Annotated in this window: 9 protein-coding genes; 5 read left to right on the top strand and 4 right to left on the bottom strand. The window is 72.4% G+C overall.

The genetic code is table 11. From position 1 onward, the window contains the following. Positions 1-8 precede the first annotated feature (8 nt). From OG289_RS17320 to OG289_RS17330, 3 genes are all read left to right on the top strand, one after another. Entirely contained in the window at positions 9-1,496 is a 1,488-nt protein-coding gene (locus OG289_RS17320; protein WP_327314923.1) for an MGH1-like glycoside hydrolase domain-containing protein, read from the top strand. Beyond that, a complete protein-coding gene (locus OG289_RS17325; RefSeq protein ID WP_327314924.1) occupies positions 1,493-3,442 on the top strand; it encodes an amylo-alpha-1,6-glucosidase in 1,950 nt (649 codons plus the stop codon). The genes OG289_RS17320 and OG289_RS17325 overlap by 4 nt, the downstream gene beginning before the upstream one ends. A gap of 835 nt (positions 3,443-4,277) precedes the next feature. Then, positions 4,278-5,975: a CDP-alcohol phosphatidyltransferase gene (locus OG289_RS17330; protein ID WP_327320710.1), complete on the top strand. Its 1,698-nt coding sequence runs from the start codon at positions 4,278-4,280 to the stop codon at positions 5,973-5,975. Between the two features lie 3 nt (positions 5,976-5,978). Here OG289_RS17330 and OG289_RS17335 read toward each other — a convergent pair whose 3' ends face one another. Then, positions 5,979-6,506 carry a hypothetical protein gene (locus OG289_RS17335; protein ID WP_327314925.1) on the bottom strand — a complete coding sequence of 176 codons (528 nt, stop codon included), beginning with the start codon at positions 6,504-6,506 and terminating at the stop codon, positions 5,979-5,981. Positions 6,507-6,573: 67 nt separating this feature from the next. Then, on the bottom strand, positions 6,574-7,716 hold the full coding sequence (gene dusB / locus OG289_RS17340) for a tRNA dihydrouridine synthase DusB (RefSeq protein ID WP_327314926.1): 1,143 nt from the start codon (positions 7,714-7,716) through the stop codon (positions 6,574-6,576). A 64-nt stretch (positions 7,717-7,780) separates the two neighbouring features. Here dusB and OG289_RS17345 point away from each other — a divergent pair, with 64 nt between their 5' ends. Further along, the gene (locus tag OG289_RS17345; protein WP_327314927.1) at positions 7,781-9,226 is read left to right on the top strand and encodes an MFS transporter; all 1,446 of its coding nucleotides are present in this window, start codon (positions 7,781-7,783) and stop codon (positions 9,224-9,226) included. Here the strand turns inward: OG289_RS17345 and OG289_RS17350 are convergent. Together OG289_RS17350 and OG289_RS17355 are read right to left on the bottom strand one after the other, a co-directional pair. Next, positions 9,216-9,455, bottom strand: a complete 240-nt coding sequence (locus tag OG289_RS17350) for a hypothetical protein (RefSeq protein ID WP_327314928.1) — start codon at positions 9,453-9,455, stop codon at positions 9,216-9,218. The genes OG289_RS17345 and OG289_RS17350 overlap by 11 nt on opposite strands. A gap of 311 nt (positions 9,456-9,766) precedes the next feature. Then, positions 9,767-10,666 carry a helix-turn-helix transcriptional regulator gene (locus OG289_RS17355; RefSeq protein ID WP_327314929.1) on the bottom strand — a complete coding sequence of 300 codons (900 nt, stop codon included), beginning with the start codon at positions 10,664-10,666 and terminating at the stop codon, positions 9,767-9,769. Positions 10,667-10,767: 101 nt separating this feature from the next. Between OG289_RS17355 and OG289_RS17360 the strand changes: the two genes are divergently transcribed. Then, complete coding sequence (locus OG289_RS17360) at positions 10,768-12,210, top strand: MFS transporter (protein ID WP_327314930.1); 1,443 nt, start codon at positions 10,768-10,770, stop codon at positions 12,208-12,210. The last annotated feature ends 36 nt before the right edge of the window (positions 12,211-12,246 follow it).

Consider the following 12,246-nt stretch of genomic DNA (forward strand, 5'->3'; position numbering starts at 1 on the left):
AGCCCCGAGTGGATCGCACCGCCCAGCTCATCGCCCGCCCGGCGGAGTACGCCGTTGCATACGATCCGGCGGCTCCGCCGTACCTCGAGGCTCCGCACCTCAGGGCGCTGCACGCCGGGGCGGTGGACGTGCTGGAGAGCAACTGGACAGGGACGTCGACGGTTCCCTCACGGGGTCTGTACCCGCACCAGTGGTCCTGGGACTCCGCCTTCGTCGCGATCGGGCTGCGGCACGTCTCGCCGCGCCGGGCACAGACGGAGCTGGAGACGCTGCTGGCCGCCCAGTGGGGTGACGGGCGTGTCCCGCACATCGTCTTCAACCCCTCCGTGCCGCTCGACGCGTACTTTCCGAGCCCCGACTTCTGGCGCTCCTCGACCGCGGGGCGCGCTGCGGGCGCCCCGCGCACCGTACAGACCTCCGGCATCGTGCAGCCACCGGTGCACGCGCTCGCGGCCTGGCTGGTGCACCGTGCCGACCCGGGGCTCTCCCGCGCGCGCGGCTTCCTCGCCCGGGTCTACCCGCGGCTGGCGGCCTGGCACCGGTATCTGCTGCACCGGCGGGACCTCGGCGGGGGCGGGCTCGTGTCGGTCGTCCACCCGTGGGAGCAGGGCATGGACAACGCGCCGAGCTGGGACGCGCCGCTCGCCCGGGTCACCCCGGCCCCGGCCCGCTCCTTCCGGCGCGCCGACCTCGACCACGGCGCGGCCGAGGACCGTCCGACGGACCTGGACTACGGGCGGTACGTACGGCTGGCCACGGAGTACCGGGACGGGGGCTATGCCGACGGCGGCGGGGAGTTCGCCGTCGAGGACCCCTCCTTCAACGCGCTGCTCATCGCCTCCGAACACGCCCTCGCGCGCATCGCGCAGGAGCTGGGCGCGCCGGGCACGGCCCGCCACGCGCGCGCGGAGCGGCTGACGGCGGCGCTCGTGGAGCGGCTGTGGGACCCGGCGGAGGGCATGTTCTTCTGCCGGGACGTCGGGGCCGGGAGGGATGCGCGGAACATCCCGGACTCGCGGGGCGCGCGAGGCGCGCGAGGCGCGCGGGACGCGCGGGACGGGGAGCTGATCCGCGAGCGCGGCGTCTCCGGTCTCGTCCCTCTCCTCCTGCCAGGGCTGCCGCGCGAGGTGGTGACGGCCGTCGTACGAACGTTGCGCGGCCCGCACTTCGGGCTCGGCACGACCACCCGCCTCGTCCCCAGCTACGACCTGCTCGGCGAGGCCTTCGACCCGCACCGCTACTGGCGCGGCCCGGCCTGGTTCAACACCAGCTGGCTGCTGGAGCGGGGCCTGCGACTGCACGGCGGTCAGGCCGACGCGGACGCCCTGCGCGGGGCCGTGCTGGACATCGCGGCCGGCTCGGACTTCGCGGAGTACGTCGACCCGTACACCGGCGAGGCCTGCGGCGCGACCGGCTTCAGCTGGACCGCCGCGCTCACGCTCGACCTGCTGCACCGAAGCGAAGCGATCGTTCTCAAGGGAGGGGACCGGGGATGACGGACCGGCATCATCTGCTCGTGTACGGCGGGACGTTCGCGGCCGTGGGCGACCGCGGGGACATCAGCGGCGTACGGGGCTCCGGCGCGGCCTCCGGATCTCCGGAGGGTTTGTTCGTCCGGGACGCCCGGCATCTCAGCCGCTGGCAGCTGACGGTCGACGGCGCCGTACCGGAGACGCTCGCGCCGGTCGCGGACGGGGACACCACGCGGTGCGTGCTCGTGCCGCGCGGCGGTCGCAACGAGCCGCCGTCCTGCACGCTGTTCCGGGAACAGGCGGTCGGCGACAGCTCGTTCGTGGAGTCGCTGCGGATCGTCAGCAACCGCCCGGTGCCGACGACGGTCCGGCTCGCGGTCACCGCCGACGCCGACTTCACCGACCAGTTCGAACTCCGCTCCGACCACCGCACGTACGCGAAGACCGGAGTCGTCCGCCGCCGCCAGGTCCTGGACGACGGCGTGGAGTTCACCTACCAGCGCGGTGAGTGGAGGTCCCGCACGACGGTGACGGCCGAGCCCGCGCCGGACGGCATCGAGGAGACCGGCACCGGAGCCCGTCGGCTGGTGTGGAAGCTGGAGCTGGAGCCGCACGGCTCCGCTGAACTGACCCTGCGGGTGATGGCCCGGCCGCACGGCGAGAAGCGGGCCCTGCGGGTGCCCCGCTCCCCGGCCGCGGTGGCCGGACAACTCCGCGCGCAGGAGGGCGAGTTCATGGAGGGCGTGGCCTTCCCGACCGGCTGGCCCGAGCTGGCCGCCGCCTGCGCCCGCGGACTCGCGGACCTGGCCGCGCTCCAGGTCCAGGCGACGGGCCCGGACGGCGAGGAGCTGCGCGTCCCGGCGGCGGGCGCCCCCTGGTTCCTGACCCTGCTGGGCCGCGACGCCCTCCTCACCTCGCTGTTCGCCCTCCCCTACCGCCCGCGCCCGGCCGCCGCAACGCTGCTGGCGCTCGCCGCCGGGCAGGCGACCGAGACCGGCCGGGACTCGGTGTCCCAGCCCGGCAAGATCGTGCACGAGGTGCGGCACGGCGAACTGGCCCACTTCGGGCAGGTCCCGTTCGGCCGCTACTACGGGTCGGTGGACGCCACCCCGCTGTTCCTCATCCTCCTCGGCGCGTACGTCGAGCAGACCGGCGACGCGGCGACGGCCCGCCGTCTGGAGCCCAACGCCCGGGCGGCGGTCGGCTGGATGCTGGACCACGGCGGGCTCGCCTCTCGCGGCTACCTGGTCTACCGCGCCGACCAGGGCGGTCTCGCCAACCAGAACTGGAAGGACTCCCCCGGCGCCATCTGCTCCGCGGACGGCACCCGCGCGACCGGGGCGGTGATGGCGGCGGGGGCCCAGGGGTACGCGTACGACGCGCTGCGCCGTACGGCGTGGGTGGCGCGCACGGTGTGGCAGGACGAGAAGTACGCGGCCCTGCTGGAACAGGCCGCCGCCGACCTGCGGGACCGTTTCCAGCGGGACTTCTGGATGCCGGACCGCTCCTTCCCGGCGCTCGCGCTGGACGGCGAGGGCCGCCAGGTCGACGCGCTCGCCTCGGACGCCGGACATCTGCTCTGGTCGGGCCTGCTGGACAAGGAGTACGGCGAGGCCGTGGGCCGGCGTCTCCTCGAACCGGACTTCTTCTCCGGCTGGGGCGTGCGCACGCTGGCGGCCGGGCAGCCGGCCTACCACCCGCTCTCCTACCACCGCGGTTCGGTCTGGCCGCACGACAACGCGCTGATCACGCTGGGGCTCGCCCGCTACAGCCTGCACGACGAGGCCCGTACGGTCGCCCACGCGCTGGTCGACGCCGCGGCCGCGACCGGTCACCGGCTCCCCGAGGTCCTCGCGGGCTACGGCCGCGACACCCACGCTGAGCCGGTGCCGTACCCGCACGCGTGCGTACGGGAGTCGCGGTCGGCGGCGGCCCCGTTGGCGCTGCTCACGGCGGTCGGGGGCGCGTAACCTTCGCCCGTCTCGGGGCCTGGTCCGGCTGCTTGGCGTGGCGTTTGCGTGGTGTTTGCCGAGCGCTGGCCGAGGGGGCTGAACACGGGCCGAGGGCAGGACGTACGAAACTGTGGCGGATCCGGCCCACTGCGGATCCGCCGAACCGCCGGGCTTCGTACGGAAGGACCCTCGGGTGCCTGTCTCCACTCGCTCATCCCAACTGCCTGAATCGAAACACCCCGAGGACACCCCCGTGACGGCCACGGCAACCCCGGATCCGGAGACCCCCGACCCGGCAACCCAGGAGGCCACGGCGACGGAAGCCGCGACAGAGGAAGCCCCACCAGAGGCGGCGACCCCGGAGACGGCGGCCCCGGAGACGGCGGCCCCGGAGACGGCGACCTCGAAGACGGCGGCCCCCGAGACGGCGGCCCCGAAGCGGGAGACCCCAACGACAGAGGCACCGGAGACGGCGGAGCCGAAGCCGGCGGGCCCGAAGGCGGAGTCGATCGGGACGGAGGCCTCCGAGGCAGGGACCCCGAAGCCGGAAACCGCGGAGCCACAAGCCCCGGAGGCGGAAGCCGCAGAGTGGGAAGCCCCGGAGGCGGAAGCCCCGGAGACGGCGGAGTCGGAGACAGCGGCCCCGACGCCGAAGGCTGCGGAGGCCGAGGCGACGGAGCCGGAGCCGGAGCCGGAGGCCGAAGTCACGGAGCCGGAGCCGGAGCCGGAGGCCGAAGTCACGGAGCGGGAAGCCCTGGAGGCGGAGGCTGCGGAGCCGGACGCCACGGAGCGGCAGGCCCCGGAGGCGGAAGCCCCGGAGGGGGCGGTTCCAGCTGACGGTCGAAGCGGGCGCGTGCGGCCCCGTGGGATCAAGGCCCGGATCGCGTACCGGCGGGGTTGGCGGGGTCGGCATCCTCGGGCCGCTCGGGTGGTGTGGTGGGCGGTGACGGTCCTCTGCGTGGTGCTCGTGCTCGGGGCGCTGGTGCTGCCGAACCGTCTCTTCGCCCTCCACGTGAGCCGGTTCCTGCGGCTGCCCGGTGAGGCGATCGTCGGCGCGGCCGTGGTGCTGGCGCTGCCGCGTCGGCCCCGGTTGGCACTGTCGGCGCTGGCCGGCGCGGCGCTCGGGGCGCTGACCGTGCTGAACCTGCTCGACATGGGGTTCGTGGAGTACCTGGGCCGCGACTTCAACCTCGTCCTGGACTGGGGTCTGCTGGACGACGCGCAGTCGTACGTGGCGGACTCGATGGGCGGGACGGTCGCGCTCGCCGCGGCGATCGGCGTCGTCCTGCTCGTCGTCCTGGTCATGGTGCTCATGGCGCTGGCGACGGTCCGGCTGAGCGGCATCCTGGTGAGCGACACCCGGGCGGCGACCCGGGGCACGCTGATCGCGGGCACCGCCTGGATCACCTGCTCCGTGATCGGTCTGCAGTACGCCGGGGCGCCGGTCGCCTCCGACCAGGTCGCGCACACGGTCGCCTCCGAGGCCAGGCGGGTGCGGGACACCCTCCGGGACGAGGCCGCGTTCGGGAAGGTGGCTCGCAGCGACACGTTCGGGGCCACCCCGGCCGACCAGCTCGTGCCGGACCTGCGCGGCAAGGACATGATCTTCACGTTCATCGAGAGCTACGGCCGCAGTGCCATCGAGGACCCGGGCATGGCGCCGGGCGTCGACAAGACCCTCGACGCGAGCACACAGGCCCTGACGAAGGCCGGCTTCCACGCGAAGAGCGGCTGGCTGACCTCGGCGACGTACGGCGGCAGCAGCTGGCTCGGCCACTCCACCACACTGTCCGGGTTGTGGGTCGACAACCAGCAGCGCTACCGCACGGTGATGGCCAGCGACCACCTGTCGCTGACCAAGGCGTTCCAGAAGACCGGCGCCTGGGACACGGTCGGTGTCATGCCGGGCGTGCAGAAGGGCTGGCCGGAGGCGAAGTTCTACGGCCTGGACAAGGTCTACGACGCCTTCCAGATGGGCTACCAGGGACCGAAGTTCAGCTGGTCGACCATGCCGGACCAGTACGCCCTGGAGGCGTTCCAGCGGCTGGAGCACGGCCGCACGGACCGCGACAAGCCGCTGATGTCGGAGATCATCCTGACCTCCAGCCACCAGCCGTGGGCGCCGATACCGAAGATGGTCGGCTGGGACGACCTCGGCGACGGCTCGGTCTTCGACGGCATCCAGAAGGCCGGCAAGCAGGCGTCCGAGGTCATCGCCGACGGCACCAAGTCCAAGCAGGAGTACGGCAAGTCCATCCAGTACTCGGTGACCGCCCTCACCCAGTGGCTGGAGCGCTACGCCACCGACGACACCGTCCTGGTCTTCCTCGGCGACCACCAGCCCATAGCCCGGGTCAGCGGCGACAACGCCAGCCGGGACGTGCCGATCTCGATCGTCGCCAAGGACCCGAAGGTCCTCGACAAGATCGCCGCCTGGAACTGGACGGACGGTCTGAAGCCGGCCCACGACGCCCCGGTGTGGAAGATGAGCTCGTTCCGCGACAAGTTCCTGACGGCCTACGGGTCCACCCCGCACCCGTCGAAGGGCTGACGGTCACGGGGATCCCATCGCCGCGCGCGCCGCTTCGACGAAGCGCTCCAGACGGTCCGCGAAGACCTGCTGGCCTTCGTCGAAGCGTGCGCGCGCGTCCGGCTCACCCAGCGTGACCTGCCACAGCGCCCGGTTGGTCCGGGTGACCACCTCAATAACGGCCTCGGCCGCCTCCGCGGGCCCGGCGGGACCCTCCAGGACGACGACCCTGACCCCGCGCATGAGCGGGTCGTACGCTCCGCGCAGCTCCGTACGCAGGTCGTGGATCCGCTCCGAAAGCCGGTCGGGGTCGGCGACCTGGTTGAAGGCGAAGGTGACCTGCCAGTACAACTCACCGGTGACGTGCGCCCGTTCCATGAACTCCAGATAGGCGGCCCGCCGCAACTCCCGGACCCTGCTGAGGTGTTGCGTGCGCGCCGACGCCTCCGCCTGCGCCTTGGCCGTTCGCACGTTCCCCAGGTTGGTCACCCAGCCGGCCAGCACCGCGGTACCGCCGGTGAAGGCCGCCACCCACACCGCGCTGTCCACCACGCCGCTCAGTGTCGGCGAGGCCCTGCCCCCTGTCGAGGGTGCCTCAGCCGCGGAAGGTCGCCGGGGGTCAGCCGCCGGAGGTGTCCAGTTCCGCGTCCTCGCTGATGCCCGCGCAGTCGTACGGGTCCTTCAGCCAGCCGTCCGGCAGGACGACCCGGTTGTTGCCGGAGGTGCGGCCGCGGGGGCCGTCGGCGCCGGTGGGCCAGGGCTGCTCGAGGTCCAACTCGTCCAGCCCTGCGCGGAGTTCCGCCAACGAGGAGGTGATGGCCAGCCGCTTGCGCATCTCGCTCCCGACCGCGAAGCCCTTCAGGTACCAGGCGACGTGCTTGCGGAAGTCGATGACCCCGCGCGCCTCGTCGCCGATCCACTCGCCAAGCAGGGTGGCGTGCCGGACCATGACGTCGGCGACCTCGCGCAACGAGGGCCGTGCGATGGCTTCCGTACGGCCTTCGAAGGCTGCCACCAGGTCGGCGAACAGCCACGGCCGGCCGAGGCAGCCGCGCCCGACGACCACTCCGTCGCAGCCGGTCTCGCGCACCATCCGCAGCGCGTCCTGCGCCGACCAGATGTCGCCGTTGCCGAGGACGGGGATCTCCGGGACGTGTTCCTTCAGGCGGGCGATGGCCTCCCAGTCGGCGGTGCCGCCGTAGTGCTGGGCGGCGGTGCGGCCGTGCAGCGCGATGGCGGTGACCCCCTCCTCGACGGCGATCCGGCCGGCGTCGAGGTAGGTGATGTGGTCGTCGTCGATGCCCTTGCGCATCTTCATCGTCACCGGGAGGTCGCCGGCGCCGCTGACCGCCTCGCGCAGGATGGCGCGCAGCAGGTTGCGCTTGTAGGGGAGGGCGGAGCCGCCGCCCTTCCTCGTCACCTTCGGGACCGGGCAGCCGAAGTTCAGGTCGATGTGGTCGGCGAGGTCCTCCTCCGCGATCATGCGGACAGCCTTGCCGACGGTGGCCGGGTCGACGCCGTACAGCTGGATCGAGCGCGGCTTCTCGGTCGCGTCGAAGTGGATCAGCTGCATGGTCTTCTCGTTGCGCTCGACCAGCGCCCGGGTCGTGATCATCTCGCTGACGAAGAGACCCTTGCCGCCGCTGAACTCCCTGCACAGGGTGCGGAAGGGCGCGTTGGTGATCCCGGCCATGGGGGCCAGGACGACGGGCGGCTGGACGGCGTGCGGGCCGATCTGCAAGGGGGACACGGGCGTGGGCATTGCCCCATTCTCACGCACCGGACGGGGTGCGGCGAAATTCATTAGTTAGGCGTACTATTCACGCATGCCCGAGCTCAGCCCCCGCCGTCGGCTCCTCGTCCTCGCGATCTGCTGCATGAGCCTGCTGATCGTGAGCCTCGACGTCACCGTCCTGAACGTGGCCCTGCCCTCGATGCAGAGCGACCTGCACGCCACCACCGCCGGCCTCCAGTGGACGATCGACGCGTACACCCTGGTGCTGGCCGCGCTGCTGATGCTCGCGGGCTCGACCGCCGACCGGATCGGCCGCAGAAAGGTCTTCATGGCCGGCCTGGTCGTGTTCTCGCTGGGCTCGCTGCTGTGCTCCCTCGCCCCGAGCCTGGAGCTGCTGATCGCGGCGCGCATGGTGCAGGCGGTCGGTGGTTCGATGCTGAACCCGGTCGCCATGTCGATCATCACCAACACCTTCACCGCCCGGCGCGAGCGCGCCCGGGCGATCGGGGTGTGGGGCGCGGTCGTGGGCATATCGATGGCCGCGGGCCCGCTGCTGGGCGGACTGCTGGTGGAGTCCGTGGGCTGGCGCTCGATCTTCTGGCTCAATCTGCCGGTCGGCCTGGTGGCCCTTCTGGCGACCCTGCGCTACGTCCCCGAGTCCCGTGCGCCGAGGGCCCGCCGCCCCGACCCGGTCGGCCAGCTGCTGGTCATCGCCCTCTTCGGCTCCCTGACGTACGCGATCATCGAGGCGCCGGAGGCGGGCGCGGCGACGAGCGGCCCCTTCGCCGCCGTCGCGCTGGCCGCGCTGCTGGGCCTCCTGTGGTACGAGCCCCGCCGCGCCGAACCCCTCATCGACCTGCGCTTCTTCCGGTCGGTTCCGTTCAGCGGGGCGACGGTGGTGGCGATCAGCGCGTTCGCCGCGCTGGGCGGGTTCCTCTTCCTCTCCACCCTGTACCTGCAGAACGTGCGGGGCCTGGACGCCCTGCACGCCGGTCTCTGGATGCTCCCCATGGCCGTACCGACGTTCCTGTGCGCCCCCCTGTCCGGACGGCTGGTCGGCGCCCGGGGCCCACGGCTGCCTCTGCTGATCGCCGGGGTCGCGATGACGACGAGCGGCCTGCTGTTCGCCGCCTTCGACGCGGAGACGTCCGATGTGACGCTGTTCCTCGGGTACCTGCTGTTCGGCGTGGGCTTCGGTTTCGTGAACGCGCCGATCACGAACACGGCGGTGTCGGGCATGCCGCGCAGCCAGGCCGGCGTCGCCGCCGCCGTCGCCTCGACCAGCCGCCAGCTCGGCCAGACCCTGGGCGTCGCGGTGGTCGGCGCGGTCCTGGCGGCGGGCGTGACCACCTCGTCGTACCGCGACACCTTCGCCTCCGCCGCCGTCCCCGGCTGGTGGATCCTCACCGGCTGCGGCCTGGCCGTCCTGATCCTGGGCGCCGTCACCACCGGCCCCTGGGCCAGACGCACGGCGGAACGAACGGCGAAGCGGCTGGAGGCACCGGAGATCCGGGAGGCGACGAGCGTCAGCGCGTGACGACGCCCTGGATCGGAGGGGTGCTCGCACCGCTGTCGGCGAAGTCGAAGAGGGCGATGGCGGCCACACCGATGCCGAGCAGCGCCACCGTGGCTCCACCGCCGGCGGAGACGGCCGCGAGAGGGGAAGCGCCGAGCGCGGTCGCGGTGAGTCCGGAGACGAAGCCCAGCACGAGCGAGATCAGGACGCAGAACGCGAAAGCGATGAGCCTCTTCTGGTTGGCGCTCACCGGTACTCCTTCTTCTGAAGAAGGTGGCCGGTGAGCGCGGACGGGCCTCGACCAGCCACCTGCGCAGGCAGATGACATGCACTCCCCCGTCCCACCCCGCGTCGACCGACGCAGTTCTCAGAGGAGTTGGCCAAGTCGTTTCGCACCCAACTCATTTGTGAAGGTAGCACAGCGCGACGGCACGCAACATATGTCAAAGACCCCTCTGCTCACGGCAGTTGAAGGAGAGAGGCGCGCCCTGCCGGTGCGGGAGGCGCCGGGCTCGTACAAAGTGCCTTTGCCGTGGCACCGGTTCGGCTCAGCTGCTGGACTCAGCTCGAAACCCGGTCCTCCGTGGCCAACAGGTGCAGCTTCTCCAGGCGCTCTCGTGTCTCGCCGTCCACCGGTACGTACGTCACCAGGCGGGCTCCGTGTTCCGGGCTCAGCCACAGGTCGGTGTGGGTGACGGTGAGGAGGCCGACGTGGGGGTTGCGGAACTGCTTGGTCTTTCCGCGGGCCACCACGACCTCGTAGCGCTCCCAGTTCTCGCGGAACTCCGGGGACTCCGTCTGCAGGCGCTTGACCAGCATCTTCCAGGCCGGCTCGGAGAGGTGGCCGGCCATGGAGGCGCGGAGTTTCGCGGCCATCAGGCGCATGGACTCGTCGAGGTGGACGACCGACTCGCGCCACTGCGGGTTGGTGTGGATGAGGAGCATGCAGTTGCGGTCCTCGGGCGGGATGGCGTCGAGGTCGCACAGCAGGTGGGCGTAGGTGCGGTTGTAGGCCAGGATGTCGTAGCGGCTGTTCTGGACGCAGGCGGGCAGCGGGTCGAGCTGGGCGAGCAGCTCGCGTACGGCGTCGGAGATGCCGGTGCAGGAGGAGGCGGGGGTGGGGTCCGTGGCGCCCGCGAGCTGGAAGAGGTGGGCGCGTTCGCCCGGGTCGAGGAGCAGCGTGCGGGCGAGGGCGTCCAGGACCTGGACCGAGACGTGGATGTCCCTGGACTGTTCGAGCCAGGTGTACCAGGTGACGCCGACGGCCGAGAGGTGGGCGACCTCCTCGCGCCGCAGTCCGGGCGTACGGCGGCGCGTTCCGCGCGGGAGGCCGACCTGCTCGGGCTTGATGCGCTCGCGGCGGCTGCGCAGGAAGGCGGCCAGTTCGTGCCGGCGGACCTCCGAGCCGACGGTCTCGCGGGCGGGCGCCCCGGGAGGTGTCTCGTGGGCCATCGTCGTCATGCCTCCAGCGTGCCGCCGTCCGGACCCTGTTGCCAGGTACTCCTTGTACCAGGATAAGAAGACTCTGGTACCCGTCTGAGGGGCAGCGCAGGCTCGGCAGCGTGACCCAGACAACCACGACCACAACCACCCACCCGCCGGGCGCCCGCGTCTCGGCACCGGCCCACGCCCTCGGCCCCCTCGGGCTCTTCACCGTGCTGCTCGCCGCGGCACTGCCCCTCATCGACTTCTTCATCGTCAACGTCGCCCTGCCGACCATGGGTCGGGATCTCGCCGCGAGCGAGTCGGTCCTCGAACTCGTCGTCGCCGGGTACGGGCTCGCGTACGCCGTGCTGCTGGTCCTCGGCGGCCGGCTCGGTGACCTGTTCGGCCGGCGTCGGCTCTTCCTGGGCGGCATGGCCGCCTTCGGCCTGACCTCGCTGGCCTGCGGGCTCGCGCCCGACGCGTGGTCGCTGGTCGCGGCGCGGGTCGCGCAGGGCGCGTCGGCCGCCGCCATGGTCCCGCAGGTGCTCGCCACCATCCAGTCCTCCACCGAGGGAGCGCGCCGCGCCAAGGCCATGAGTCTCTACGGGGCCACCGCCGGCCTGTCGATGGTGGCGGGCCAGATCCTCGGCGGGGTTCTGGTCTCGGCGGACATCGCGGGCACCGGCTGGCGCTCGGTGTTCCTCGTGAACGTCCCGGTCGTCGTCGCGGGACTGCTCCTCGCCGTCCGCACGGTCCCCGAGACCCGCTCCCAGCACCCCGAACCGGTGGACGGCCCCGGCACAGCCCTGCTCGCCGTCGCCCTGCTGACGCTGCTCGCACCGCTCACCGAGGGCCGCGCGGCGGGCTGGCCGCTGTGGACGTGGCTGTCCCTGTCGGCGTTCCCACTGGTCGCAGCGGCCTTCTACGTCGTGGAGCGCCGCGCCGACCGAAACGGCCGTACTCCCCTGATCCCCCCGAGCCTGCTCGAGCTCAGCACGTTGCGGCGCGGTCTGACGCTCATGGTGCCGTTCTCGATCGGCTTCAGCGGGTTCATGTTCGTCGTGGCGGTGGCTTTGCAGAGCGGGGCGCGCCTGGGCCCGGTCCAGGCCGGTCTCGCCCTGGCCCCCATGGCTCTGGCCTTCTTCGTCGCCTCGCTCGCCGGACCCCGGCTGGTGGCCCGGTTCGGGGCGCGGGTGGTGACGGCGGGGTCGGTGCTCCAGGGCATCGGCATCCTCCTGATCGTGTCGACCGTGCATGCCGACTGGCCCGACGTGGGCCTCGTCGAGCTGCTGCCGGGCGCGGCGGTCGCCGGTGCGGGGCAGGCGCTCCAACTGCCCGTCGTCATGCGGATCGTGATGTCCGAGGTGCCGCCGGCCCGTGCGGGCGTCGGCAGCGGCGTGATGGTGACCACCCAACAGGCGTCGCTGGCCCTGGGCGTGGCCACCCTCGGCACCCTGTTCCTCTCCCTGGTCCCGCAGATGGGCATGCGGGACGCCCTGGTGACCACGCTGGCCGTGCAGTTGGCCGGGGTGGTCGTGACGGGGCTGCTGAGCCTGCGCCTGCCCCGCAGGGTCGGCTGAGCTCGGCCGACTCCGGCGGCGTTCAGGGAACGGCTT

This window comes from Streptomyces sp. NBC_01235 (assembly GCF_035989285.1).
Classification (GTDB): Bacteria; Actinomycetota; Actinomycetes; order Streptomycetales; family Streptomycetaceae; genus Streptomyces.